Annotated in this window: 22 protein-coding genes and 3 pseudogenes; 18 read left to right on the top strand and 7 right to left on the bottom strand. The window is 62.4% G+C overall.

Going from position 1 to position 25,280, the window contains the following annotated elements:
* Nucleotides 1–507: calcium:cation antiporter family protein (locus JKG68_RS17095; protein ID WP_512699484.1), on the bottom strand; the 507-nt coding region annotated here is incomplete at its 3' end.
* 379 nt (nt 508–886) lie between these two features.
* Nucleotides 887–1,960 (bottom strand): phospholipase D-like domain-containing protein, encoded by a 1,074-nt coding sequence (locus JKG68_RS17090; protein ID WP_246515531.1) that lies wholly within the window; start codon nt 1,958–1,960, stop codon nt 887–889.
* 36 nt (nt 1,961–1,996) lie between these two features.
* Between JKG68_RS17090 and JKG68_RS17085 the strand changes: the two are divergent.
* Nucleotides 1,997–2,484 (top strand): annotated as a pseudogene (locus JKG68_RS17085) (transposase); the annotation flags it as partial.
* 427 nt (nt 2,485–2,911) lie between these two features.
* Here JKG68_RS17085 and JKG68_RS17080 read toward each other — a convergent pair.
* The gene (locus JKG68_RS17080; RefSeq protein ID WP_202061915.1) at nt 2,912–4,504 is read right to left on the bottom strand and encodes an ABC transporter substrate-binding protein; all 1,593 of its coding nucleotides are present in this window, start codon (nt 4,502–4,504) and stop codon (nt 2,912–2,914) included.
* A 371-nt stretch (nt 4,505–4,875) separates the two neighbouring features.
* On the opposite strand from JKG68_RS17080, the pseudogene JKG68_RS17075 reads away from it, so the two are divergent.
* A pseudogene (locus JKG68_RS17075) lies at nt 4,876–5,888 on the top strand (IS110 family RNA-guided transposase).
* A gap of 1,459 nt (nt 5,889–7,347) precedes the next feature.
* Nucleotides 7,348–7,692, top strand: coding sequence for a lysozyme inhibitor LprI family protein (locus tag JKG68_RS17070; RefSeq protein ID WP_202061913.1), 345 nt, complete (start codon nt 7,348–7,350; stop codon nt 7,690–7,692).
* A gap of 721 nt (nt 7,693–8,413) precedes the next feature.
* Here JKG68_RS17070 and JKG68_RS17065 read toward each other — a convergent pair.
* The gene (locus JKG68_RS17065; protein ID WP_202061911.1) at nt 8,414–9,727 is read right to left on the bottom strand and encodes an OprO/OprP family phosphate-selective porin; all 1,314 of its coding nucleotides are present in this window, start codon (nt 9,725–9,727) and stop codon (nt 8,414–8,416) included.
* A 665-nt stretch (nt 9,728–10,392) separates the two neighbouring features.
* Between JKG68_RS17065 and JKG68_RS17060 the strand changes: the two genes are divergently transcribed.
* Nucleotides 10,393–10,665, top strand: a complete 273-nt coding sequence (locus JKG68_RS17060) for a DUF2312 domain-containing protein (RefSeq protein WP_202061910.1) — start codon at nt 10,393–10,395, stop codon at nt 10,663–10,665.
* Nucleotides 10,666–10,765: 100 nt separating this feature from the next.
* On the opposite strand, the gene JKG68_RS17055 is transcribed toward JKG68_RS17060, so the two are convergent.
* The 3 genes from JKG68_RS17055 to JKG68_RS17045 form a co-directional block, all read right to left on the bottom strand.
* Nucleotides 10,766–11,278, bottom strand: coding sequence for a hypothetical protein (locus tag JKG68_RS17055; RefSeq protein ID WP_202061908.1), 513 nt, complete (start codon nt 11,276–11,278; stop codon nt 10,766–10,768).
* Between the two features lie 285 nt (nt 11,279–11,563).
* A complete protein-coding gene (locus tag JKG68_RS17050) occupies nt 11,564–12,001 on the bottom strand; it encodes a hypothetical protein (RefSeq protein ID WP_202061906.1) in 438 nt (145 codons plus the stop codon).
* 258 nt (nt 12,002–12,259) lie between these two features.
* Entirely contained in the window at nt 12,260–13,153 is an 894-nt protein-coding gene (locus tag JKG68_RS17045) for a LysR family transcriptional regulator (protein WP_202061904.1), read from the bottom strand.
* 82 nt (nt 13,154–13,235) lie between these two features.
* Between JKG68_RS17045 and JKG68_RS33515 the strand changes: the two genes are divergently transcribed.
* The 14 genes and pseudogenes from JKG68_RS33515 (at nt 13,236) to JKG68_RS16985 (ending at nt 25,184) form a co-directional block, all read left to right on the top strand.
* Complete coding sequence (locus JKG68_RS33515) at nt 13,236–13,520, top strand: hypothetical protein (protein ID WP_246515524.1); 285 nt, start codon at nt 13,236–13,238, stop codon at nt 13,518–13,520.
* A gap of 12 nt (nt 13,521–13,532) precedes the next feature.
* A pseudogene (locus JKG68_RS17040) lies at nt 13,533–14,531 on the top strand (multidrug effflux MFS transporter); the annotation flags it as partial.
* A gap of 284 nt (nt 14,532–14,815) precedes the next feature.
* Nucleotides 14,816–15,649 carry an SDR family oxidoreductase gene (locus JKG68_RS17035; RefSeq protein WP_202061894.1) on the top strand — a complete coding sequence of 278 codons (834 nt, stop codon included), beginning with the start codon at nt 14,816–14,818 and terminating at the stop codon, nt 15,647–15,649.
* Nucleotides 15,650–15,738: 89 nt separating this feature from the next.
* Nucleotides 15,739–16,728 carry an aldo/keto reductase gene (locus JKG68_RS17030; RefSeq protein WP_202061893.1) on the top strand — a complete coding sequence of 330 codons (990 nt, stop codon included), beginning with the start codon at nt 15,739–15,741 and terminating at the stop codon, nt 16,726–16,728.
* A 98-nt stretch (nt 16,729–16,826) separates the two neighbouring features.
* On the top strand, nt 16,827–18,383 hold the full coding sequence (locus tag JKG68_RS17025; RefSeq protein ID WP_202061891.1) for an alpha/beta hydrolase domain-containing protein: 1,557 nt from the start codon (nt 16,827–16,829) through the stop codon (nt 18,381–18,383).
* Nucleotides 18,384–18,493: 110 nt separating this feature from the next.
* A complete protein-coding gene (locus JKG68_RS17020) occupies nt 18,494–19,090 on the top strand; it encodes an NAD(P)H-binding protein (RefSeq protein ID WP_202061889.1) in 597 nt (198 codons plus the stop codon).
* A gap of 41 nt (nt 19,091–19,131) precedes the next feature.
* On the top strand, nt 19,132–20,010 hold the full coding sequence (locus JKG68_RS17015; RefSeq protein WP_202061887.1) for an FAD:protein FMN transferase: 879 nt from the start codon (nt 19,132–19,134) through the stop codon (nt 20,008–20,010).
* 40 nt (nt 20,011–20,050) lie between these two features.
* Nucleotides 20,051–20,458 carry an FMN-binding protein gene (locus JKG68_RS17010; protein ID WP_202061880.1) on the top strand — a complete coding sequence of 136 codons (408 nt, stop codon included), beginning with the start codon at nt 20,051–20,053 and terminating at the stop codon, nt 20,456–20,458.
* A gap of 218 nt (nt 20,459–20,676) precedes the next feature.
* A complete protein-coding gene (locus JKG68_RS17005) occupies nt 20,677–21,855 on the top strand; it encodes an aldo/keto reductase (protein WP_202061878.1) in 1,179 nt (392 codons plus the stop codon).
* A 94-nt stretch (nt 21,856–21,949) separates the two neighbouring features.
* On the top strand, nt 21,950–22,432 hold the full coding sequence (locus tag JKG68_RS17000) for a cytochrome P460 family protein (protein WP_202061871.1): 483 nt from the start codon (nt 21,950–21,952) through the stop codon (nt 22,430–22,432).
* A gap of 16 nt (nt 22,433–22,448) precedes the next feature.
* A complete protein-coding gene (locus JKG68_RS16995) occupies nt 22,449–23,210 on the top strand; it encodes a DUF4405 domain-containing protein (protein WP_202061866.1) in 762 nt (253 codons plus the stop codon).
* Nucleotides 23,211–23,229: 19 nt separating this feature from the next.
* The gene (locus tag JKG68_RS33510; RefSeq protein WP_246515523.1) at nt 23,230–23,778 is read left to right on the top strand and encodes a hypothetical protein; all 549 of its coding nucleotides are present in this window, start codon (nt 23,230–23,232) and stop codon (nt 23,776–23,778) included.
* 159 nt (nt 23,779–23,937) lie between these two features.
* On the top strand, nt 23,938–24,330 hold the full coding sequence (locus tag JKG68_RS33505) for an alpha/beta hydrolase (protein ID WP_246515522.1): 393 nt from the start codon (nt 23,938–23,940) through the stop codon (nt 24,328–24,330).
* A gap of 26 nt (nt 24,331–24,356) precedes the next feature.
* Nucleotides 24,357–25,184 (top strand): SDR family oxidoreductase, encoded by an 828-nt coding sequence (locus tag JKG68_RS16985; protein WP_202061864.1) that lies wholly within the window; start codon nt 24,357–24,359, stop codon nt 25,182–25,184.
* Nucleotides 25,185–25,280 lie beyond the last annotated feature (96 nt).

The following is a 25,280-nucleotide window of genomic DNA, read 5'->3' as shown; positions in this document are numbered from 1 at the left end:
CATTTCAAGCCTCCATAGCAGGCTCAACCTGATTGTCGCGCCAGCCCTCCTCAACCAAGATTGCTTATCAATGTTCCCATCCTCGTCCGGGAGGAAGTAATCGCGGTGGCGGATGGTCTGGATGAACACGAACGACCCATACAGCACCAGGGATATGACCCCGGAGAAAACAAGCTGTGAGGTGCTGAACACGGGACCTGCGGCACTGGTGGTGAAGTTGGGCAGGACGAGGGTGAGCGTTGTCAGAGCTGCCAGCACAGCCAGAGCGGCATTGGCTCCTGCGACCTGGAAGCCCTGCTCGTGATGGCGCACGCCGCACGAGAGCAGGCACAGCCCGACGATGCCGTTACAGACGATCATTACCGCAGCAAATACCGTGTCGCGTGCCAGCCCAGCCGTGTCTCCCTTGCCCGCCATCATGATCGAGACGATCAGCGCTACCTCGATGATTGTAACGGCAAGAGCGAGAACCAAAGTGCCAAAGGGCTCTCCGACCCGGTGCGCCACGACTTCGGCATGGTACACCCGCCGCAAACACGGTCGCGATCATGGCCGCGCCGGCGGCTGCGGCCAAAATCTCGCTCATGCTGACTACAGTCGTCACAACCAAAAGGATCCAGCCCAGCATCGGCCAGACCCAAGCCCACTAGGGCGTTCGTTCGGTTGTGACGACTGCCATTTCTGATCCCCTACTCATTCCCGCAACGGTCAATAACACGGCGGGCCAAAGATTTGGGAGCAGATATCCGGGAAGGGTCAAACCAGGCATTCCCGTACCCTTAAGGAACGTCTCGTACTCCTCACCCTGAGTGGAATTCGTCTAGCTTCCAAGACGTGCCACTAGGCGACTTTCTGGAGCTGGTGAGCGTGACGTTGCTCGATGTCTTCATCTGAAGATGGGCAGATAGGGCTTGGACAGGGCGCGCCAGAGGGAGCGCGGGCGCTCTGGATCAAGAAGTTCATGATCCGCCAGTGCCTTCTCCGCATCGTTGATCTTAGGCGGAACGAACGCTCGCAGCGAGCGCCCAGGCCCGGAGAGCAATTCAATCGCCGCAATCAGCGATCGCCGCTCGGCCACAATGGCGGAAACCTGCTCCGACGATGTGCCAAGATGCTCAGCTAGAAGCTTGGCCCGAAAGCTCCGGATCACGTGGGCTACACGCGTATCACCATCGGCCTCGAACGCAAGATCGCACTCAGTATCATAGCCCATGGAGCGGTTATTCAGGTTGGATGATCCCACCCGCAGCAACTGGTCGTCGACGATCATGATCTTGGCATGAACGTAGATCGGCTGCTCCCCCGATGTGACGGGCGTATAGATCCGCAGGCGCCTGAACTGGTCGCAGTGCTCAAGCATGGTCAGGAGACGGGCCCGGGCTGACCCCATAGCCTCCTCCTCAAGCCAGCCCTCGGCGGACTCAGGGTTGATGATCACGAACTCAGGTCCGTCCGGCTCACCGAGGCGCCGGGCAATGGCCTGTGCAACGGCACGCGAGGCAAAGTACTGGCTCTCGAGGTAAACGCTTCTGCGAGCGGCCGCGATCGCGGCAACGCACAGGGCTTCGACCTCGCGCACCTCTGCCTGGGTGTCATAGGCCGGGATGGTTCGGGCAATCCCGACCGCTACGTCGTCCATGTCGATGGGCAGGCCTTCGGGCCACGGGTCCGAGCCGGCAGGCGGTGGTACCAGAACCTCTCCCGATGCGTGTCGCCACCGCTCACGAGCATGGTCGCCAAGAGCCTTGGCCGCTGGCCCGGTGACCGCCGTGGTGGCATCATGCCATGGTCCATAGGCGCGCCTTGTGAAAGGGCGGCGGCGGCGGGGGGCGTTGTCGCGGTGCTCCGGCGTATCCCAGCGATCACCGGTCATGTCGATGCCACCGCAGAACGCGACGGCATCATCGATCACAACGATTTTGTGGTGGTGCGCTGCGCCAGGCGGGTGGGCGCCATCCAGCTTGAAGGTGATGCGCTCGCATCGTCAACTTAACCCTTGCGCTCCAGCCTTGAGAGCGGGGCTCGCGCCGGCTATGATGGTGCCAAGCGCAAGAAGGGCTCCAAGCTGCACATCGCGGGGGTGACACGCTCGGTTACCTTCTGGCCGCCCATGTCACCCCCGCCACGGCTGATGATCGCGCTAAAGTGCGACAGCTGGCCCAAGCCGTGCAGGTAGCCACCGGCGAGAGTGTTGATTTGGCCTATGTTCACCAGGGCTATACAAGCGAGAAACCTGCAGCCGCGGCCCACGAGCATGGGTTTGAGTTGGAGGTTGTCAAATTGTCTGAGGCCAAGCGCGGCTTTGTGCTGTTGCCCCGGCGCTGGGTAGTTGAGCGAACCTTTGCTTGGGCCACCCGCTTTCGGCGTCTGGTGCGCGACTACGAGCGATTACCTCAAACGCTTGCCGACCTGCACGTCATTGCTCTGGTCTGTATTATGCTGCGACAGGCCGTCAACTACATTGCGGTCCGTAACAGCCTCTAGGCGCAAGGATTAGCCGAGGAAAAGTCTGCACTGCGCCAACTGAGTCGTTGGACCTGACCTTATGAAGGTCAGCTTACGCTATTACTATGAAAGTTTGGCATTTGTCGGCATTGTGCTAGACACGGACATTCCGCCATTCACGCAACCGATAATTCCTCTCCCGAACCTGCGCACGACGTGCTGCGGCTTGGTGAGGAAGTCTCCTGCTGTGTTTCATCCGGCTGGTTGCACATCGGATTGACACTCGTCAGCTATAGAATCGGGCGCTGTGCGGGCGCTAGCCCGGATAGTTCAGTTGCCTACCAACCGCGAACGTTCAAACGGATGATAGAAGATCTCCTCACTTGCCTAGCAATGGCTGGTGAGGAGATCCTGCCTTGTGAAGCATGTTTGCTCCAACAAGGTGAGTACCCTTCTGTCTAGCTTGCTATTCCTTCTTAGCCCAATAGAACAGGAGCTGGTTGTCGGCTCGCTGAACGAGCTTGACCTTCTTCGACACGCCCCAAGCAAGGGACTGCTGGTGTAGCGGGATATGGCCGTAGTCTTTGGTTGCGATTTCAAAAGCCTTCTTGATCAGTTGGTTACGCTTCTCCGGATCCGTTTCGACCAAGATCTGGTCGGTCACTGCATCAAGGTCCTTGTTGCAGTACCCGCCGTAATTGGTCTCGCCCCGGCTTGATGCCGGAACGTCGCGGCAGCCCATGACGTCATAGAGAACATTGTGGCTGTCGAAGGTGCCAGGGGTCCAGCCAAGGAGCGAGACCGAGGTGGTGTAGCCGCCCGACTTGCCGGCTTTCCCAAAGTAGAGCGCCTTCGGCTGGGCCGTCAGGTTTACCTTCACTCCGGCGCGGGCCAGCATGCTGACGACGGCCTGACAGATCGCTTCGTCGTTGACGTAGCGGTCGTTCGGGCAGTCCATGCCGACCTCGAAGCCGTTCGGGTAGCCGGCGTCGACCAGCAGCTTCTTGGCACCCTCAAGGTCATATTTCGGACGCTCGAAGTCCTTTGAGTAGACGAAAAGTTCGGGCGCGATCATCAGGGCCGAGGGGGTGGACAGTCCTCGCATGACGCGGTCGCGTATGAGGTTGATGTCGATTGCCTTGAAGAAGGCCTCCCGAACCCGCACGTCCTTGAAGGGGTTCTTGCCCTTCACGTTCGAGAACAGAAGCTCGTCGCGGGCCGAGTCCATGTTGATAAAGATCGTCCGGAGTTCCGGCCCTGTGAGCACTTGGGCATTCGGCGAAGAGTTGACGCGCGCAATATCCTGTACGGGAACCGGTTCGATGACATCAACCTCGCCGGACAGGAGCGCTGCGACGCGGGTCGCATCGCTGCCGATCGGCGTAAAGACGATCTCATCAAGATTGTGCTCCGGTTTGTCCCACCAGCTAGGGTTCGGCTTGAAGACCGTCTTCACGCCGGCCTGATGGCTTTCAATCTTGAACGGACCGGTCCCGTTTGCATTCAGCGACGAGAAGCTTGGGGTTGTGGCAGCCGCAGGCGTCGGAGCTGTGGCGTTGTTCGCCTCTGCCCATTCCTTGTCCATGATGTACCAGGTGTCCCACTGGGAATTCAGGATCGGGTTAGGGGTTTTGAGCTTCACGTCAACCGTGTGGTCGTCAACCTTCACAAGCTCAGCATTGGTCGGAACGCGGGTCGTGAAGTTCGAGCCCTGCGCCCGCACTCGGGTTGCCGAGAAGATCACGTCATCCGCAGTGAAATCGCTGCCGTTGTGGAACTTGACGCCTTTGCGCAGGAAGAAGCGCCAGGTCAGGCCATCATCACTGATCTCCCAATGCTCCGCGAGGGCCGGCTGAACCGCGAGGTCCTTTCCGCGTCGCGTCAGACCCTCGTAAACGTGTCCCAGATGAGCGTTCGTGGTTGTCTCGTTGAGAGTATAAGGGTCGAGGGACTTAAGGTCGCCCTGGTTCGCATAGCGCAGCGATGCTGCGAGGGCGGGCATGGACAGTCCCACGAGCAGGATCGCTGCGGCAGAGATAAATACGCTATTCCGTATCATTAAACTGTTCTCCCCTGTCAGTTCGCGCATTGCGATGGCTCCGGCTCAACGGCTGGATGGCACAGCGTGGCAGGAGTTCCTGACCGGGTCCAGTGGAGATAAGATTTATGCTGTCGCGCGGCACTAGAGTAGGGCCGATAGAGCGAGCAAAATTGATTCATGTTCCACTCGGATGTCAGGCGGCACTAGGCGAGACTCATTTCTGCAGAGGTCTCCAAGGGGTCAGGCAGTGACGATCCTTCGCCCTTTGCGAACATCCGCTAATGGGATGGACCGGCCGTGCTTACCGGCGCACCCTTCACCAGGGGCGCCCCAGCACGAGGACTTGAGCCATGCCCAAAGCTCCGCTTTAGCACGTTGCCACCCTTGGGATCGACATCGGCAAGAACAGCTTCCACCTGGTTGGCCTGGATGCCCGGGGTGCCATTGTTCTGCGCCAGAAGCTCTCTCGCGGACAGGTGGAGCAGCGCCTTGCCAACATGCCCTCCTGTCTGGTCGGGATGGAGGCCTGCGTTGGTTCCCACCATCTCAGCCGTCAGTTGCTGGCCCTCGGCCACGATGTGAAGCTGATCCCCGCGCAGTTCGTGATCCCCTTCCGCAAAAGCCACAAGAACGACTTCCGCGACGCTGAGGCCATTGCTGAAGCCGTGCTCCGCCCACCATGCGGTTTGTGCCCACCAAAACAGTCGAGCGGCTCGACCTACAAGCGCTTCATCGCGTTCGGTCGCGGTTGGTGAGTGAGCGGACGGCGGTGGTCAACCAGATCCGCACCTTCCTGCTCGAGCGCGGCATCGCGGTGCGCCAGAGGCTGCGTTCCCTCCGCCAGGCCCTGCCGGACATTCTCGCCCAGCGCACCGATGTCCTCACGCCGCGCATGACGCACATGATCGAGGGGCTGATGCGGGACTGGCACCATCTCGACGAGAGGATCGAGGCAGTCACAGGCGAGATCGAAGCTCTTGTGGCGGCTGACGAGGCCTGCCAGCGCCTGATGAGTGTGCCGGGGGTTGGGCCGATCATCGCCAGCGCCATGGTGGCCAGCATCGGCAATGGGGCTGCCTTCCGGCGTGGGCGCGACTTTGGAGCCTGGCTCGGCTTGGTGCCGCGCCAGATCTCCACCGGGGATAGAACCGTGCTGGGCCGCCTGTCGAAGCGCGGCAACAGCTACCTGCGATCCCTGCTGATCCAGGCAGCGAAGGTTCTGCTGCTCTGGCCAGCGAAGTGGCGCCAACACGGTTTTGGAGAGTGGCTGGCCGCCGCCTCGATGCGCTTGCACCACAATGTCCTGGCGGCAGCTTTGGCCAACAAGCTGGCTCGCATCGCGTGGAGTGTGCTGAGCCAGAACCGCGTCTATGAACCACGAGCAGCGGCTGTGGCAGGCTGAGGCTGAAAGCCTCTGTCCGCATCAGTCGTCGCTCAAAGCTCGCCGAGGTCTGCGAGAGGATGAGGAGATGGAGAACGGTCGCGCCGTCACATCGGGGCTCTGGTGACCCAAATGGCCATAAAGGGCCGATCCGCTAATGAGAACCAATGTGCGCGGATATCCATGATGGCCAGGAGCTTTGCTCCACAAAGGGCCGGATACATTTGCGCAAGACCAACCTCACCAACTCCAAAGCCTCTTGCGACGCACGGCCGGTCCATACATCGGGTCAAACCCCGCCGTACAGCATGGCTGTTTAATGGTCGGCTTTGCGGCCGCATGCGGACCTGCGGCTCGCTTCTGCTTCTCGGGTGTTTGCAGGCATTAGGGCTAAGCCGGCAACTTTGACGGTCAGCGGCGATGATGTGCGAGAGCACAGCAGGCAGGAAGCTCAGGATCCTATATGGCTTGCAGCTGCTTCGTGTTTGTGCTGCGTACCCCGGCTGGTAGCCCTCCCCACCGGCGTTCCAATCATGCATCTCGATTCCAGAATGCGATGTTGGAGAACATCGCATGCGCCCTGGTGGAAGGCCTGGTGCTCAACCTCCTGCCGGGGAGCTTCTCGGTCCAACGTTGACGATCAATGGGATGATCTGCCCGGTCTTTGTCCGAAGGCGAGGTGATGCAGTCCTTGAGCTGGCCAGCTGAAAGCAGTGATTAACCCTATCGCAGGAGCCCAGACAGACGGTTTGTGGATAAGGGCGGGGATAAGCAAGCGCATCTCTTCGTGGCGAGTAAAGCCGTCAAAAGTTCCGGACGCGGAGGCCCAAATTTTCATTGCAGCAGAAAGGTTTGATTCAGGATCCGGGGCTCAAAACCCGCGCCTGTTTTTGCGTACCCAGGTGCTTTCGTGTCCCCATCAAAGCTTCATATTCTCTTCACTGTCGTTGCCTTGATCACACTCGGGAAAGCTCCCGTCGTTGCCCCTGTCAGAAACCCTGATGCTCAGACGGCCATAAGGATGTCAGTCACGCGTGACCCGGATGCCTAGGTCTTCTGGCGACCGTGCTGTCATCTTTTGAGGCATCCATGGAAAATGCCACGGTTGAACGGTCAAGTTTGCCGGTACGGTGATGCCCCCTCAATCGCTGACGCCCTGTCTGAGGATTCGGGAGCGGACGGCTGCGCTTGGCGCATGCCAGCTCAGCTTTCGGCCGGGTGGCACCAGCCAGTTCGGCGCACCATCTCGGCGAGGACGCGATCGTTCCTCCCGCTCGCGTCGTTCCCTCTGGAAGGACGCATGTCCCACCTTCGGGCTGCTGATCCATCGGCGGCCCTTTTTCTTGGTCCGGCTCCGCATCGGTTGCAGGCTATCCACTTCACCCTCTTTTAACCTTGCTTCAAATTTGGATCCCTCTGGCTCGGAGCCTCTAGCCGCTGGAGCGGTTTTCCAATCGTCAGGCTCCATGAGGATGATCCAATGATCGGGAAAACTCTCTGCCTTACCATCCTGCTGCTACTCGCATGGCAGCCCTCTGAGGCTACCAGCTTCGACTGCTCTAAGGCTGAAGCGCCGGACGAGAAAGCCATCTGCGCCGATCACCAGCTGAACGATGGGGACGTTGAGATGGCTGTCCTCTACACCCAGCTAAAACCATTGCTTGGGATGGGCGCCCGCGGTGACATGGAGGATGAGCAGGCCGCCTGGCTCAAGCGACGCGCTGGCTGCGGCGCAGATAAGACCTGCCTCATGAAGGCCTATGACGAGCGTGTCCAGCAGCTCCGACGCGGCTTCGAAGCGCTCGTCAAGCGAGGGCCCTTCTAGCCTCTCTGCTGTACAGCTCATCACCGTCGCGTCACAATCGATCGGCAGGATCTCCTCCGCTCATGCTAAGGGAGATCCTCAATGGCCACACCGCAGTTCACTGAGGAAGAAATCACGGCCCGGGCACGTCAGCTCGCTAATAGTCAAGGACCAGGATGGGACGCTCTCACAGCTGAGGAGCAAGTTGGAAAGGACACGGCCGAACTGAGGTACTGGCGAGATCGCGCTCTGAAGGAACTTGAGGCTTAGCAGCCGACGGTCTTGGAGGTTGAGGCCAGCACACCTAAGACAGTGGGACTGGATTAGGAGAGCTTTGACCAAGCGGCCTGAGCATCCCGGCAATGTGAAATCTGATGAGCCAGACGTGATACTCACATCCGACACACCAGCGATTGCGCTTCACTGTCACGTGGCGGACTTGCCAGCTGCCTCTCTTAGAGCCTTATCTTCACAGCTATCTGCGGCCCAGCGCCGGGTCAGGATCCATGAGGATGCAGTTGGCATGGATGAAGTTGAGGAGATACAGCCGCCTATCGTGACTTGAGGTTTGTGTCCAGAAACGGCTACTTCTGGATCGGGAGCGGAAGTTTGGCTTAGATCTGCCTCGTGCCAGATCCAGACCTTTAGCAGTTCACGTGGTTCCTGCGGGCTTGCCTCTTAAGAGACTTATTGGTGTAGCCTTCGGGCGGGCTCTGGTAGCTCAAATGAACGGTCACACGCCTTAGTAGGCAACCTGGAAGCGCATCTGGAAAATGTCCGCATCCGCGCGCGGGGTGCCCTCGTCGCGCTGATCGGCGAAAGCACGGATGTAGTTCGCCATGACCCGCATGTTCTTCTCCGGATACCAGTTCAGCCCAAGGCCGACCGTTTGCAGCCGACCGCCGTCCAGGTCCTGTCCCCTGGCATCAAGGATGCTCCACCGAGCCGCAAACTCCCACGCACCGGCTCCGCCCCGGCTCACCCGATCCTCATCATCCACATCGATGCCGGAGAACACAGCATGCTCGACACCCTTGTGCAGGCCGCCGGGGGACACCTCGTATTCCTGCTTCTGGCCGGTTATGACATAGGAGGCCTGAAGATAGCCCCCGTGCAGCGAGGTGTCCGCGTTCTCTGCCCGATCCACATGCGCCAGGATGTATTCCCCCTGAATGCGGAACGATCCCCGCAGATAGGCAAATTCGAGTCCTAGCCGGGATAGGTTGCGGGCATCGTCGATCGCATCGAGATCCACCAGCGGAGTCTCATAGGGGCGGGACTCGGGCACCGTGCTGAACTCGACCTCCTGGTTTCTGTCGAATGCCCGGTGGCTCCCTGAGATGCCGAGGTGCAGAGCCTCGTCGTCCTTCCGGATTGGTGCAAAGGTCACCCGCCCGGTCACCGCGAGGCCCTCATCGTCGACTCGGTCGTTGAGATTGCCCCCGAACACACCGGCAACCGCCGTCCAGCGCTCGCCGCTCATGCCGATGGCAAGACCGGTGTTGTGCCCCGGCACGAGCGCGTTAGCCAGCGAGCGCTCCATGAATGTGATGTCGTTGCTGCTCGTCAGCTCCTCGAGGCTGAACGGCTCCTTGACGTTGCCCAGGACGACGACCAGGGGCGCTGATCCCGAATAGCCGATTGCGAGGCTCTCGATCGGCTCGTCACGGTCGAACGGGGCAATCTGTGCCTCGAAGGTCCAGGAGCGGTTGAACGCCGCCTCGAACTCGACCCATGCGCGCCGGAGGCGACCGCGCCAGAGGGAACTCTCGTCCAGGTCCGAGCCACGTCCCTCGCCGCCCCCCACATCGAAGTGCAGGCGGCCGCCGAGGTTCCACTGGATGGCACGGTTCTCGCTCTGGTAGCTGACTCCGTCGCTGTCGAAGGTCACCCCCGCCTTGTTATCATTGTTGCTGCCGCGACTGGAGGGACTGGCGCTGGAAGCTTGTTCCTCCGCTGCCATGGCAGGAGCGGCGGCACTGAGCAGGAGGACGGCCACGAGGAAAACGGCTTGGCTTGGCGCCCGAAGACATCGCTGAAGGTTGGCTGCTGCCATGCGGTGATTCTCCTAAAGCTGTGACCGTGCCCTTTCAGGGCATGCCGGGCAAGCTTACCGTTCTGCGCCATTTCTGATTGTTCGTATCCCGCGCTGCATGATCGGCGAAGGCAGCCCTGACACGGTGCCGCCGAATGGACCTGTAGTGGCTGGGCCGAAACCGGAGGGCTGGAACGGTTGTAGGAGGAGATCCAGCAGCGGAATAGGCTTCGAGCAGTGTTCTAAACGCGCGGACGCTTAGGTGAGCCGAAAGCTTCCTATGGTAGAAAAAATTCGATGCAAGGCTGAAAGCGGGAGATCAGCCTTGATCTATCTCGCATCCTAGCGTCATGGCCCTAAAGCGAATGTCCATACGCCTTGTTGGGGACGAGTACTGAAGTGTACTTGGAGGCCTGCTGACTCCTGAACCATTGTGGCGACTGATTTACATACAAAGCATATGATTGCGCACCAGCTAGAGTCAGCTCTGGGTCAAACACCGCCTTTAAGCATGACCTTATAAAGGACTGCTAACGGACGGAATACGGAACTCCGGCCAAGGTCCGCCCAGTGCCAGCTCCTGGGATTTCTGGTTGGCGGCATCCTACACGACGGATGCTCTGGATTAACTCCGTTCTTACCACCCTCGTGGATAGTGCCTGCCGACATACGGCAAAGGAGAAGCCATGAGTGACGTCATTGGAATTCCGGGCAATCGGATCCGCTCGTTCGTGGAGCGGATCGAGCAGATCGAGAACGAGATCAAGGACCTGAACGAGGCCAAGAAGGAAGTTTTCTCCGAGGCCAAGGGCGAAGGCTTCGACGTGAAGATCCTCAAGGAGATCATCAAGCTGCGCAAGCAGGATCAGGATGAGCGTGACGAGCACGAGAGCCTGCTCGACGTCTACATGCGGGCTATGGACGAAGTCGGTCCCGCTCCTGTTGCCGAGGCGGCCTGATAACGTCTTGGAGTTACGACGATGAGAAGGCCGCCTACACCGAGGCGGCCTTTTTACTTTCCCTCGTGTTGCTGAGCCGATCGTCAGGTCACTAGGTTGGCTATTCGCTGTCCCCCAATGACTTCCTTCGCGAGGAGGTCCGCCGGCCGCCTTTCCGGCTCCGGCCGTTGCCACCGTCCTCGCCCGGTGATCCGCCAAGGGCGCTCGTCACGACCTCTCCCGCGGCTCCAATGGCAGCCGCAGCGACCTCCAGCGGAGCGGCAACGATCTCGGCGCCGAGGCTTCCGGCAGCCGACACAGCATCCCTGCCTTCCTGCGTTCCGCTGTCCCGTCCCTGCCCGCTTTGCGGCTTCTCCAACACGTTTGCGACCGCCCTGAGAGCTTCCGCCATCATTGCGCGGGCCGGCGGCGAGGTGAGCGTTGTCTCAAGGCTCGAGAGCCAAGCCATCGGGTTCAGCAGGCCGCCCTGCGAGCGGGAAACGGAGCGAGATTGCGTGGTCGAGCGCGACCTCGTTGCACCGGAGGTCGAGCGCGCTGCTGTGCGCGATCCTGCGGAGGAACGGCCCTTCGCCGGAATCGCCTGGGACTTCGTCGCGGATCGGGAGCCAGCCATTGCCTTGGGCTGCGCCCGCTTGGAGGCGCCAGTCTCTTTCTTAGTGGCAGACCTGGAGCCGGACTTGGACGCTGATTTCTGCGTCGCCTTCCGGCCTCTGCTGGGTTGTGAAGATTCATCCTTCTTGTTTGTAGCCATGACCATTCCTTCGTCTGCTGAGGCCGCAAGCTGCCTGTGCCGAGGAATAATTTTCCTCACCCATGATAATGACAGCGTGGCCGTTTAGTTCGTACGCATAAGAAGGCGACGATGGGCGATCCTGCCGGACGTGTGCGTGGATTCTGATCACGCATGGGGCTCTCGATAGCGTTCGGGCATCTGCGGGTTGTTTGCAGGATTGGTGTCATGCCGCGAGATCCGCAGGATGGCTGTACCATCCACCACAGGCAGCAAGTCAGCCTCAAGAGCGTCTGCTTCCTGCTTTGAATACACTGCCTCCCCTCCGACGTGGAGGGCGAATGACCGGAGGTGCTTTGCCCTCTTTGCGCGATCTTCGATCGTCGTCTTCGTCCACTCATAGAGTGGATAGCCCGCGATCCCATGGGTCTCGGCTTCCGCCACATAATCTGCAAAGGCGTCGAGCTGGCATTTCATAGTCGCGCTGTGCTTCTCCAGCACGCGGGGCAAGAGTCCGAGCGCTGGGGCGGCGGGGTCACGGCGGGCCACCTCAGCAAGCTCATCAGCCAGATAGATCCGCAATTGGTGCTGCCACTGATCACTCATGCTTCAGCTCCATCGGAAATGTCAGACGAAACCACACCACACAGAATTATAGACAGAATTCTAGCACCGTTCTCCCAACCAGTCTGGGCCTAGTCAGCCTTGGTTAATGCGTGACGTAGGGCAGCGGCCTGTGAAGGTCCGCATAGCGAGCAAATGCAGACGTTCGACCAACTTCCGGAACGTGCCATAAGCGGTCCTTGCCACCTGCTTCGCCAGCGACGGATGCTCTTCAGCGTCCCAAAACCGATGCGCCTGTTTTCAGCCGCGGTAGCGCAGGGCATCGACGAGCAGGGCAAAGGCTGGCGCAGGTTGCCGGCGGCTCGGGTAATAAAGGTGGTAGCCCGCGAACGGCGGACACCAGTCGGCAAGCACCCGGACGAGACGTCCTTCGTCGAGGTATTCCTGGACCCTATCCTCCAGCAGGTATGCCAGGCCGAACCCGGCCAGTGCCGCCTCTAACGCCATGTTCGTGTTGTTGAACACAAGCCGTCCCTCGACCCGCACCTTCAGCTCGCGCCCACCCTTCTCGAACTCCCACGGCAGGAGGCCGCCCGCCGTCTGCATGCGCAGGTTGATGCAGGAATGGTCGACTAGGTCCTGTGGCTTTTTCGGACGTGGCCGCTTCTCGAAGTAGGACGGCGCTCCGACGACCGTCATGCGCAGCTCCGGCCCGATGCGCACCGCGATCATGTCCCGTGCGAGGTTCTCGCCCAGTCGTACGCCCGCATCGTACCGCCCGGCCACGATGTCGGTCAGGCCGTTGTCGACGTCGAGCTCCACCTGGATGTCGGGATAGTCGGGGAGCAGCCGCTCCAGGGCAGGCCAGAGGATCGTCTGGGCCGCATGTTCGCTCGTATTGATGCGAACCGTGCCTGCGGGCTTCTCCCGCAGCTCACCCAGCATGGCCAGCTCGTTGTCGATCATGCCGAAGGCCGGACCGAGGGCGTTCAGCAGGCGGTCGCCGGCTTGGGTCGGTGCCAGACTACGGGTGGTGCGGGTCAACAGCCGGATACCAAGCCGCTCCTCGAGCCGACGGACCGTGTAGCTGAGCGCGGACTGCGAGGTGCCGAGCTTCGCCGCCGCCCGGGTGAAGCTCCGCTCCTCCGCCACGACAAGGAAGGCCATCAGGTCGCCTAGCTCGTCGCGCTGCATTCATGAACTCCAAGTATAAGATCATACAGGTTCTAGCACCTAATCGTATGGGAGCGCACGGCTTAAATCATGGCTTGTCCCCATGAGCGGCCCATCATGCCCAGCCGCCGAGAACGAGATCGTCTCCATGTCCGACATTGCCTACGCTTCCCACGGCACCGTCAGTGGCCCCAAACACTGGCGCACCCTTGTCATCCTCAGCGCTCTGATGGCCTTCGGTGCGCTTGCGACGGACATGTACCTCCCAGCCCTGCCCTCGATGAGCCTGGCCCTGCACGCGGAGCCCGGATCCATCGAGCTGACGATCTCCGGTTACGTGGTCGGGTTCAGCCTGGGCCAGCTCCTGTGGGGGCCTATCGGCGATTGATACGGCCGCCGGCTTCCGGTCGCGTTCGGGCTGGTCCTGTTCATCATCGGCTCGGGCGGCTGCGCCCTGTCCGACACGGCGTGGCAGATGATGGGCTGGCGGGTCGTTCAGGCGCTCGGCGCAAGTGCCGGCCCGGTGCTGGCCCGCGCCATGGTCCGCGACCTCTATGCCCGCGAGCGCTCGGCGCAGATGCTGTCGACGCTGATGACGATCATGGCCATCGCCCCGCTGGTCGCCCCGCTCCTTGGTGCCCAGATCCTGACGCTCTGGTCATGGCAGGGCATCTTCTGGACCGCCGGCGGCTTCGCCCTGCTGGCGCTTGCGGGCCTGCTGACCCTGCCCGAGACGCTTCCGGCCGACCGCCGCAATCCGCAGCCGCTCGGCCAGGCATTGGTCGGCTATCTCGAGCTCGCACGCAGCCCCAGGCTGATCGGCTACGCCCTGGCAGGCGGCTTCTTCTACGGCGGGATCTTCGCCTACATTGCCGGGACGCCGTTCGCCTACATCGACTACTATCACGTGCCGCCCCAGGCATACGGCCTACTGTTCGGGCTTGCCATCATCGGCATCATGGGGGCGAACCTGCTCAACACCCGGCTGGTGACGCGCTTCGGCAGCGACCGGGTCTTCCGGTTCGGGACAGGTCTGGCGGCGCTCGCCGGCATAACCGCTGCGCTCGATGCCCGGTTCGGCTGGGGTGGCCTGATCGGACTGGTTGCGTCGCTTCTCCTCTACACGTCCATGTCCGGGCTGATCGTCGCCAACTCCGTCGCAGGCGCCCTGGCGGCGTTCCCCGACAAGGCTGGGGCGGCCTCGGCCCTTGTCGGCGCCATGCACTACGGAATGGGCGTGCTGGGTGCGGCCCTGATTGGATGGTTCGCCGACGGAACGCCCTGGACCATGGGCTGGATCATCGGGCTGGGCGGCATCGGCACCTTCGTGGCTGCCAGGCTGCTGGTGCGCTCCCCTCACCGGGACGATCACTCCATCACCGGCGGCCGCAGCACGTGAGGCACCAGGCCCGGCATCGCGCATTCATGAATGACCGATATAGGCTCATGCGGATTTATCCATCTAATCGGCAATAGGCGCAGGGGCTAGATTACCACTCATCGGCTTTGTCGCCGGAGTCGTCCACCGACACCCCAGCGAGGGATGAGCAGTTGGCCAACGGCGATCCTCGCTGCATGGGCCGAATTTCGACCCCGGTCCTGCCACGGATTTCAGCGGGGCAATCAACATAACACGCACAAGGGCGGCTGTGCTCCGGCCCAAATCGAACGAGGAGAAGCAGAATGGCTAGGGATGTTGTTGTGGTGATCGGAGCCGGCGGTATCGGGCTTGCGATCGCGCGCCGGCAGGGCTTCGGCAAGACACTGCTGCTCGCCGACTTCAATGAAAAGACGTTGCAGTCCGCGGCGGAGGAGTTGCGCGGCGTTAGCTACTCGGTCGAGACACAGGTCGTCGACGTGTCCTCTCGCCCATCGGTCAAGGCGCTGGCCGAAGCCGCCGCGGCGCTGGGCAACGTGGTCCAGGTCGTCAACACGGCAGGTCTTTCCCCGAACATGGCCCCGGTCGACCGGGTGCTGGAGGTCGACCTGTACGGTTCGGCCGTCGTGTTTGAGGAATTCGAGGCTGTCATCGCGCCCGGCGGCGCAGGGCTGATCATCTCCAGCATGGCGGGCCACATGATGCCGGCGCTGCCCCTGGAGCAGGACCATGCGCTAGCTTACACCCCGGCTGACGAGCTGCTCGACCTGCCGTTCCTGAAAGGGGATGCGATCTCCAACACCCTCGTCGCCTACATGATGGCGAAGCGCGCCAACATGCTTCGGGTGCAGGCCGCGGCGATGGGCTGGGGTGCACGAGGCGCGCGGGTCAACTCGATCAGCCCCGGCATCATCGTAACGCCGCTGGCCCGGCATGAGCTGGAGTCTGAGATCGGCGACATCTACCGTGCCATGGTGGAAGCATCGGCACTCAAGCGGATGGCCCCGCCCGACGAGATCGCAGTCGCAGCGTCGTTCCTGCTCAGTCCGGACGCCGGCTTCATCACCGGCAGTGACCTCCTGATTGACGGCGGCGTCATCGCCGCCATGCGCGCCGGCAAGTTGCCCACCCCGGGCTAAAGCACAGGTGGGGCGTGTGCATTCACGCCCCTCGCACCTGATCCCCTAGACATTGCGGCTTCCATGCCGCCGACCTCACAGGAATTTCTATGCAGTCGCGTCATCTGGGCTCCCTAGCCGTATCCGAAATTGGCTACGGCACAATGAGCTTCGCCTCAATGTACGGCCCATCCCCTGAGCGTTCGGAAGCAATCCGTGTCATTCGCGGTGCCTACGAGCGCGGTGTCACGTTCTTCGACACGGCCGAGGCCTACGGTCCCTTCACCAACGAGGAGTTGGTCGGCGAGGCGCTAGCGCCCTTCCGGGACCAGGTGGTGATCGCCACCAAGTTCGGCTGGAACATCGATCTCGACACGGGTGAGCGGCATCCCGGACTGAACAGCAAGCCCGACCATGTCCGGCGGGCCGTGGACGGGATGCTGAAGCGCCTGAAGGTCGAGACCATCGACCTTCTCTATCAGCACCGGGTCGACCCCGACGTGCCGATCGAGGATGTCGCTGGAACGGTGAAGAGCCTCGTCGAGGCAGGCAAGGTGAAGCATTTCGGCCTGCCCGAGGCAGCCGCAAACACCATCCGCCGCGCGCATGCCGTCCAGCCCGTCACCGCTATCCAGAGCGAGTACTCGCTGTGGACGCGCGATCCTGAGCCGGAGGTACTGCCGCTGTGCGAGGAACTCGGCATCGGCTTCGTGCCGTGGAGCCCGCTCGGTGCTGGCTACCTGACCGGCAAGATCGATGCCTCCACGGAAATCGCCCCAACCGATTTCCGCGCCAACTCTCCCCGCTTCACGGCCGAGGCCCGCGAGGCGAACAAGGGATTGGTGGATTTGCTGGGCCGCATTGCGACGATGAAGGCCGCCACTCCTGCGCAGATCGCGCTGGCCTGGCTCCTCGCCCGCAAGCCCTTCATCGTGCCGATCCCTGGTACCCGTCGGTTGGAGCGGGTTGAGGAAAACGTGGGCGCTGCGCACGTCGCCCTGACCGGCGCCGACCTGGCCGAAATCGAGGCCGAGGCCGCGAGGATCACCGTGGAGGGCGAGCGCCTTCCGGCAGCGGTACTACAGTATTCCTACCGCTGAGCGCCTGACATGAGCGGCATCGCTGTCCCGTCTGCAGCGGGACAGCCTTCGTCCCTACAAGAGCAAGTCCGAACATTGGGACACCACCAGGAGCAAGTATGAAACGAATGCCCATCAATCCGGGTACGAAGCCGCCGCATCCTCGAAGCCGAACCGCCTTCCGGAGGACGCAGGACGGTTCGTTTGCGTGGCTTCCCCGCTGGACAAAGGCTGCGCTGGTTGGCGCAATCATCGCCGCCGGTGCCAATACCGCCAGCGCCAGTACCCACGGTGGCGCGGGTCCCACGGCCCCTCTGCCCAGTGCGGTGGAAGCACCGGCGATAGGGACGCCGATGAGCGCGACCGTGATGCCTCTGCAAGCCAGCGGCTACGTGGAAAGCGAGTACTTCATCCGAGGCCAGGCAAGCCGCTATCGGATCACGGATCCGATGCACGACGCGCAGCAGATCGATTCCGGCAATCCCTACACGACCCGGGTTCTTGTCCGACGGCCCACCGACCTGGCCCGTTTCAACGGCACCGTCGTCGTGGAATGGCTGAACGTCTCGCTGGACCAGGACATCGACTTCGTGTTCGGGGCTACCCGGGAGCTGCTGGTTCGGGACGGTTACGCCTGGATCGGCGTGAGCGCGCAACGCAACGGCCTCGCGGCGATGAAGAGGTGGAACCCAGCGCGATACGACGCGCTCAGCGTTGCCGCCTCCAACGTCGATCCGGCCAACGGCCGTGAGGTCGATCCCGCCGACTCGTCGATCATGGCAGTCGGCGGCGACGTCCTGGCCTGGGACATCTTCTCCCACGTGGGCCGCCTGGCCGCCGCAAGCACGCCCGAGCTATTGGGCGGTCTACGGGTCAAGAGACTCATCGCGGCATCCGAGTCACAGTCCACCCTGAAGGTCTCGACCTACTACAACGCCATCCAACCCTTGCACCGTGTGTACGACGGCTTCCTGTTCTACGACCGCAGCGGGCCCTTGCGCACCGATGTCGATGCCAAGACCATCGCCATCGGCACCGAGATCTTCACCTTTCTTCTCGGCCAGCCGCCTCAGGACGATACCGACCATCAGCGTTGGTGGGAGGTCAACGGAGCATCCCATTTCTCGCTGGACGAGATGCAGAATTACGTCGACCCATTCATCGTGCGTGACGCCACCTTCCGCGGTCCGGACGGCAAGGCACTGGGCGTAACCGATCTTACCATGGGCAAGGGACCGTGCACGCCGGCCTCCCTGTACAGCCGCGTCCCGAACGGCGACATCATGAAGGCGGCATTGAAGTCGCTGAACACATGGATCTCCGGTGGCCCTGCCCCTGCGAACACGGCCCGCTTCGTTGTGGATGACCAGAGCCGGCCTCAATACGTGCGTGATGCCAACGGCGAGATCCTCGGCGGCATCCGGACCGCGGCACGCGATGCCCCGATCGCCACGAACGCCGGCATCGGCAAGGGGCCTGGATTCTGCGGCCCATCCGGACACCACGTCGACTTTACACCAGCCCAGCTTTGCGAGCGCTACGGCAGCCATGACGCCTATGTGGCAAGGGTGCGGGCAATCGTAAACGCGAACGTGCGGGATCGTGTGCTGCTGCCGGAGGAAGCACAGAGGACCGTCGACGAGGCGAAGGCGCTGGATTTCGCCTGCCCCAACTGATCCCAGCCTGAAAATAAGAACCCAATCAAAAGAGGGCAGAGCCCCAGGATGCGCGGCGCGGCCCGTGGGGTCTGCGGCTGGGCCGCCCGCGCAACAATCAGGAGACAATCATGACCAACGTACTGATCCTCGGCGCACATGGGCAGATCGCCCGGGTCGCGACCGACTTGTTCCTCACGGAAACCGACGCTCAACTGACGCTCTACCTGCGCAATGCCAAGCGGCTGAAGAACATGGGCCGCGAGGAGCGTGTGCGGGTGGTCGAAGGCGACGTTCTGGACGTGCGGGCGCTTCAAGCCGCCATGGCTGGGCAGGACGTCGTCTATGCCAACCTGGCGGGTGCCATGGAACAGCAGGCCCGCTGCATTGTGCAGGCGATGGAAGCAACGGGCGTCAGGCGCCTGATCTTCATCAGCTCGATGGGGATCTACGACGAAGTTCCGGGCGAACGCCACGGCAGTATCCTGGACCCGTACCGCAATTCGGCGCGCGTGATCGAGGCTTCCGACCTCGATTACACGATCGTTCGCCCGGCCTGGCTGAACGACCGTAATGAGATCGCCTATGGCATCACCCTCAAGGGCCAGCCGTTCGCGAACCCGAAAGCCTACGTCTCGCGCAAGAGCGTTGCGGACCTCGTCGTGAAGCTCGCGACGACGCGAGGGTTGGAGAGCCGCCAGAGCCTGGGTGTGCACAAAGCCGCGTGATCATCGGAGCGCAGCACGGGAAGCAGCCCCGGGGACCAGCGATGTCCAACTTCACGTTCGATGCCATCGGCACCTCATGGGAGATCGAGACCCCGGTGCCGCTGGGAACGCCCAGGCTGCAACGGATTCTCGAACGGGTCGAGCGGTTCGACGCGACCTACTCACGGTTCCGGCCGGACTCGCTGGTCTCGCGGATCGCGTCGTCACCCAAGGGTGGATGCTTCACGTTCCCGGAGGACGCGATCACGCTGTTCGATCTTTACGATCGACTGCATGCCTCCACCAAGGGTGCCGTTGATCCGCTCGTCGGGCGTGACCTGGAGCTGCTGGGGTACGACCGGGACTATTCGCTGACGCTGGACGTGCCCGGGTTCCGGCGCCATGCGCTGGCGAGACCGATCTGGTCGAAGGACGTGCGACGCGACGGCATATCGCTGGTCACGAGCCGTCCGCTGGTGATCGACGTCGGTGCCACCGGAAAGGGCTACCTCGTCGACATCCTTGCCAGCCTCCTGCGTGAGGAAGGATGCACGAGCTTCGTCATCGACGGCGGCGGGGACCTGCTCCACTCGGGCGGGGATGCCCTCCTGGTCGGGCTGGAGCACCCCTTCGATGCCAGGCTGGCCATCGGCGTGGCACACGTGAGGGACCGGGCCTTGTGCGCCTCTGCCGTGAAACGCCGCGCCTGGGGCGAGGGGTTGCATCACGTGATCGACGGGCGGACAGGAACACCGACCCGTGACGTGGTGGCGACCTGGGCGGTCGCCGGCGATGCCGCCACCGCCGACGGGCTGGCGACGGTCCTCTTCTTCATCCCGGGGGATCAACTCGCTTCCGCTTTCCGGTTCTCCTGGGTCCGGATGTTCGCCGACGGCCGTGCCGAGGCGTCAGCGGACTTCGACGGCGAACTCTTCACCTGAACGAAAGGACAGCAGCATGACGATGGGCAGGATGAGACGGATGGCCATGATCCCGGCGGCCCTGATGCTGGCGGGAGTGTGGAACTCCGAACCGAAGGCGCAAGAGCCCGCGACGGTTCCCCGGGGCGGCACGCCCCCAGCCTCATCCCAGCGGACGCGCTATGCGGACGGCGTCTATACCGCGACCGGGCAATACGGAGACCAACCGTCATTCATCACGGTGAAGGCAACCCTGTCGGACGGCATCATCACTGCGGTGGAGGTCACCCCGCACGCGACGGTTCCCCGTTCGCTCGAACTCCAGCGCCGATTTGCGGAAGCCGTGCCCCAGGTCGTCGTCGGCAAACCGATCGATCAGATCAAGGTCGGCAAGCTCGCAGGGTCCAGCAATACACCCGATGGGTTCAACGCGGCGGTCCAACGGATCAAGGCACAGGCCTCCCGGTAGACGGTCGAGCGCACGGCCCGAATTCATGAATGGCCGATATAGGTCCATGCGGGATTCGTAGGCTAATCGGCCATCCATGTCGCGGTTACCATCGTGGCCGTTCGCTTGGCTGACTCGATCCTGACGAGTGGCAGCACCACTGCGGAAAAGCTCGATGACGCGCCCATCACCCGGAGCCAAACAAGTGCAAGACAGAGACCGACAGGGACAACGAAGCAATGGCTGGCTCAGGCCACAAGCCCGATGTCAGCCGCCGCAAGTTCCTGCTCGCGGCAACGAGTATCGCTGCGGCGCCGATGGTTGCCGGCACCTCCCTTCCGGCGAACGCCCAGCAAGATTCACAAGGAGCCGGCAGCAGCGTTCAGCGCTCCACTTCTACAGCCCTGAGTGATCGCCGCAAGCTCGGACCGCTGGAGGTCTCGAGCCTCGGCCTCGGGGTCCAGAACATGCACCGGACCTACCAGACGACGATTCCCAGCCGACCCGAGATGCTCAACGTCATCCGGACGGCGTTCGACCGCGGCGTGACCTTCTTCGACTGTGCCGAGGCTTACGGCCCGCATGAGTGCGAGCGGATCCTCGGCGAGGCCATCGCGTCATTCCGCGACAAGGTCGTCATCACCTCGAAATTCGGCTGGGATGTCGACCTGGAAACGGGAGAGCGGCGGCCCGGTCTCGTCAGCCGCCCCGAGCGCATCAAGGCAGCCGTCGAAGGCATGCTGCGGCGCCTGCGGACCGATCGCATCGATCTCCTGTACCAGCACCGCGTCGACCCGCAGGTGCCGATCGAGGACGTTGCCGGCGCGATCAAGGATCTGGTGGCGCAAGGCAAGGTATTGCACTGGGGCCTGTCCGAGATGGGTCTCAACACGCTGCGCCGGGCTCATGCGACATTGCCGGTCACCGCCGTCCAGAGCGAGTACTCAATGCTCTGGCGCGGACCGGAGGAGTCGGTCCTTCCGCTGTGCCAGGAACTCGGCATCGGCTTTGTCCCGTGGAGCCCGCTCGGGGTGGGCTTCCTGACCGGGGCCATCGATGCAAGGACCCGGTTTGCGCAAGGTGACATCCGCGGGATAGAGACCCGCTTCTCGCCGGAAAACCTGCCTCACAACCTCGCGCTCGTCGCGCTGTTGAGGAGTTGGGCCGAACGCAAGCAGGCCACCCCGGCGCAGATCGCCCTGGCATGGCTGATGGCGCAGAAGCCATGGGTCGTTCCCATCCCGGGCACGACCCAGATGGCCCACATGCTCGAGAACATCGGCGCGGCCTCAGTGCAGTTCACGCCATCCGAGCTCACCGAACTGAACCAAGCCGTCGCCGCGATCCAGGTCCGGGGCGCACGTCTTCCCGACGCAGTGCTGGTCTTCTCGGGCGTAGAAGCGCCTCCGAAGACCTGATCGACCCCAGACATTGCAGCCACTCCGTGGAGAGGCGTGCCGGAGACGCCGCGCCCCTTTAACTTGCCCCGATACCAACCGATCCGAGGTCCTTGTGAAGCCCCTGAGAAAACGCCTTTCGTGGATTGTCCTGGCCTCTGCCGCCATCATGCTCGTTGGCTGGCAGGCCATCGCCGAGAGCAATCGCGTGACGTTTCCGAGCCTTGAGAAGCTGGTGCACTACACGACCGTCCGGCGCGGCAACGTGACGGAGCACATCATGACCACGCCGGAAGCCATCGAGGCGGTCAAGAACGGGCAACCTGTCCCGTCGGGGACGCACTTCGTACTCGTTGATTACCGCGAGGGTGAGGTCTTCCGCTATTTCGTCATGGAAAAAGGTGCTGGCTGGGGCGGAGAATACGACGAGCGCCGCCGCACCGGCAACTGGCAGTTCCAGTGGTTCAAGCCCGACCGGACCATCAACATGAGCGAGAACACCGCCCGCTGCCAGTCCTGCCACCAGAGCCAGTCAGGAAGCGAGTACCTGTTCACGGGATACCGCATTCCACGGTTCAACGGGACACCGATCGAATGAACGCGGGAGGCGGATCATGAGCTCCATGTTCCTGATGCGGCTGGCGTTCGACCTGATCGCCGCCGGCCTGCTGCTGTTCGGTCTGGCCTACTGGTGGCTGGGCAACACGGCTCACGAATTGGCTGGCACCGGCATGTTCCTGCTCGTCATCGTGCACAACGTCTTCAATCGGCGCTGGTACGGCAGGATCCCTACGGAGAAGCGTCACGGGCGCAGGCTGTTCAACATCGGGATCACGTTTGCTCTGGGCACTGCGATGCTGGCGCTGCTCGTGACCAGCGTCCTGATCTCCAACACGCTATCGGGCTTCATGTCGGCCTATGGCGGCTTCACCGTCCGGCAGATTCATATACTTGCCGGCCACTGGGTGCTCGTCATCGTCTCCATACATCTGGGCCTGCGCTGGCCAATGATCATGGGCCTGGCGCGCAACCTGTTCGGCATCTCGAAGGCGAGCAGCGTGCGGACCCTCGCACTCCGGGTGGCTACCGTGATCATTGCGATCCATGGTGGCTGGAGTTCCTCCGTGCTGGGCCTCGGCACCAAGCTCGCCATGCAGGTCACACTCGACTGGTGGAACTTCGAGGAGTCCGTTTTGGGTTTCTTCGTCCACTGCATCGCGATCGCTGGACTCATCATGTCCCTGACCTACTACGGGATGAAATGGCTCCGGCGCCGGAGGAACATGACCTCATCGATCGGGCGCAGGACGGAGATCCAGCGACGGCTGGAGACAGCCACGCATTCCGACCGTTCGGTAGTGGTCAACGATCAATAGGCTATCGGGTAAAACGCACATGGGCATACTCGCTTTGCCGTCCGCCACCATGGCGCTCTCCCTGTTCCTATTGTCGACCTGCTCGGAGGCCAAAGCGACCGAGGCCGCGTTGGCGCATGACAGGCGCGATGGGAGCAAAGAGCAGCCGACGGGCGGAGCCAAGGCGGTTCTCCTGTCCGCCAACAGCAGCATCCGGGACATCCTGAACCATCCGGCGTTCTCGGGGTTCGGTCGGCGGATACTGCCGTGGGACGACCGTCCCTGCGACGAGAACATGTCGCTGGCCGACATTGGCTCGCTGCTGCCGTACCACACGCACGTCCGTCCCGAGACCGTAGTGGGATCGTTGAACCGCATGATCGACGACGTGGGCAAGGGCAGGACCGTCTTCTACGACTTCTACCCCGAGGCGCAGAAGCGGGCTGATCCGACGAAGGAGCATACCGGATTGTTCTTCTTCCGCGGAAAGCCAGGAGCACCCTTCGCGGTGGTTTCGCCCGGGGGCGGGTTCTCCTATGTCGGATCTGTCCACGAAGGCTTCCCGTACGCCGCCGAGATCAGCGACTAGGGATACAATGCTTTCGTCCTGAAGTACCGGGTCGGACAAGGCGGAGCCGTCGCCGCCCAGGATTTGGCTGCCACGATCTCGTATATCTTCGAGCATGCCGACAAGCTCGAGGTTGGAACGCATGGATATTCCCTGTGGGGCAGCTCCGCAGGTGCAAGGATGGCAGCATCGATCGGATCGCACGGGGTCGCCCGTTTCGGTGGCAGGAACCTACCAAAGCCGTCCGCTGTCGTGATGGCCTACACGGCCCACTCTGACTTCTCATCCGAAGAACCCCCGACCTTCGTGGCCGTCGGTGGTCGGGATGGGATCGCACCCCCGTCCACGATGGAGCCGCGGGTTGCGGAGCTGCGCAAGGCCGGCACGGAAGTGGAGTACCGGAAGTACGAGAACCTCGGTCACGGCTTCGGATCCGGCAACGGCACCAACGCGGAAGGGTGGGTCACCGACGCCGTGCGTTTCTGGGCCAGATTTTCCCGGAAGTGGGACCCGCAGCCGGTCTCGAAAACTTTGAGATCCAACTCCGGGAACAACCAGATTATCGAGTCGTGAATACGAGATCAACGGAGAGAAATCTTATGACAAACGTAATCGTCGTCATCGGGGCCGGATCGATCGGTCAGGCCATCGCGCGTCGGGTCAGCGCAGGCAAGCATGTCCTGCTAGCCAATCTGCGCCAGGACAACGCCGATGCGGCCGCCAAAACCCTGAGCGAGGCCGGCTTTACGGTGAGCACGGCCACCGTGGACGTGTCATCGCGCGGTTCGGTTCACGCCCTCGTCGAGGCCGCCACGGCCCTCGGTGACGTCTCCGGCATCATCCATGCCGCCGGCGTATCCCCGACCCAGGCCTCGCCGGAAACCATCCTCAAGGTCGACCTCTACGGCACCGCGCTCGTGCTGGAGGAATTCGGCAACGTCATCGCGCCCGGGGGTGCCGGCGTCGTCATCGCGTCCCAGTCAGGGCACCGCCTGCCGCCGCTTCCAACCGAGCAGAACGCGGCCCTCGCAACGACTCCGGTCGAGGACCTGCTCAAGCTGCCGATGCTTCAGCCCGATCAGGTGAAGGATCCGCTTCACGCCTACCAGCTTTCGAAGCGGGGCAATTCATTGCGGGTGATGGCCGAGGCCGTTCGTTGGGGCAAGCGCGGTGCGCGGGTCAACACGATCAGCCCCGGGATCATCATCACGCCGCTCGCGAAGGATGAACTGGAGGGACCGCGTGGGCTGGGCTACCGCCGCATGATCGAGTTGTCCGCGGCCGGACGGGCTGGCACGCCGGACGAGGTCGGCACCGTCGGCGCACTCCTCATGGGGCCGGACGGCGCGTTCATCACCGGCAGCGACTTCCTCATGGATGGCGGCGTGACGGCTGCCTACTGGTTCGGCGAACTCGCCCCGAAGTGAGAGGCGTCGAACCAATCCAGCCCGAGGCATGGCATTCATGAATGTCCAATATAGGCGCATGCGGGTTTCGACGGCTAATCGCTCGTGACCTCAGGG

The sequence above is a fragment of the Microvirga aerilata genome (assembly GCF_016743775.1).
GTDB classification, from domain to species: Bacteria; Pseudomonadota; Alphaproteobacteria; order Rhizobiales; family Beijerinckiaceae; genus Microvirga; species Microvirga aerilata.
This window is presented reverse-complemented; position numbering and strand designations above follow the sequence as displayed.

Coding starts and splice junctions, on each gene's coding strand:
- JKG68_RS17045 (WP_202061904.1), bottom strand. CDS start 13,153: ATGCAGCGCGACGAGCTAGGCGACCTGATGGCCTTCCTTGTCGTGGCG.
- JKG68_RS17035 (WP_202061894.1), top strand. CDS start 14,816: ATGGCTAGGGATGTTGTTGTGGTGATCGGAGCCGGCGGTATCGGGCTT.
- JKG68_RS33505 (WP_246515522.1), top strand. CDS start 23,938: ATGGCAGCATCGATCGGATCGCACGGGGTCGCCCGTTTCGGTGGCAGG.
- JKG68_RS17025 (WP_202061891.1), top strand. CDS start 16,827: ATGAAACGAATGCCCATCAATCCGGGTACGAAGCCGCCGCATCCTCGA.
- JKG68_RS17015 (WP_202061887.1), top strand. CDS start 19,132: ATGTCCAACTTCACGTTCGATGCCATCGGCACCTCATGGGAGATCGAG.
- JKG68_RS17070 (WP_202061913.1), top strand. CDS start 7,348: ATGATCGGGAAAACTCTCTGCCTTACCATCCTGCTGCTACTCGCATGG.
- JKG68_RS17055 (WP_202061908.1), bottom strand. CDS start 11,278: ATGGCTGGCTCCCGATCCGCGACGAAGTCCCAGGCGATTCCGGCGAAG.
- JKG68_RS17065 (WP_202061911.1), bottom strand. CDS start 9,727: ATGGCAGCAGCCAACCTTCAGCGATGTCTTCGGGCGCCAAGCCAAGCC.
- JKG68_RS17005 (WP_202061878.1), top strand. CDS start 20,677: ATGGCTGGCTCAGGCCACAAGCCCGATGTCAGCCGCCGCAAGTTCCTG.
- JKG68_RS17010 (WP_202061880.1), top strand. CDS start 20,051: ATGGCCATGATCCCGGCGGCCCTGATGCTGGCGGGAGTGTGGAACTCC.
- JKG68_RS17030 (WP_202061893.1), top strand. CDS start 15,739: ATGCAGTCGCGTCATCTGGGCTCCCTAGCCGTATCCGAAATTGGCTAC.
- JKG68_RS17080 (WP_202061915.1), bottom strand. CDS start 4,504: ATGATACGGAATAGCGTATTTATCTCTGCCGCAGCGATCCTGCTCGTG.
- JKG68_RS33510 (WP_246515523.1), top strand. CDS start 23,230: ATGGGCATACTCGCTTTGCCGTCCGCCACCATGGCGCTCTCCCTGTTC.
- JKG68_RS16995 (WP_202061866.1), top strand. CDS start 22,449: ATGAGCTCCATGTTCCTGATGCGGCTGGCGTTCGACCTGATCGCCGCC.
- JKG68_RS17020 (WP_202061889.1), top strand. CDS start 18,494: ATGACCAACGTACTGATCCTCGGCGCACATGGGCAGATCGCCCGGGTC.
- JKG68_RS17050 (WP_202061906.1), bottom strand. CDS start 12,001: ATGAGTGATCAGTGGCAGCACCAATTGCGGATCTATCTGGCTGATGAG.
- JKG68_RS16985 (WP_202061864.1), top strand. CDS start 24,357: ATGACAAACGTAATCGTCGTCATCGGGGCCGGATCGATCGGTCAGGCC.
- JKG68_RS33515 (WP_246515524.1), top strand. CDS start 13,236: ATGAGCGGCCCATCATGCCCAGCCGCCGAGAACGAGATCGTCTCCATG.
- JKG68_RS17060 (WP_202061910.1), top strand. CDS start 10,393: ATGAGTGACGTCATTGGAATTCCGGGCAATCGGATCCGCTCGTTCGTG.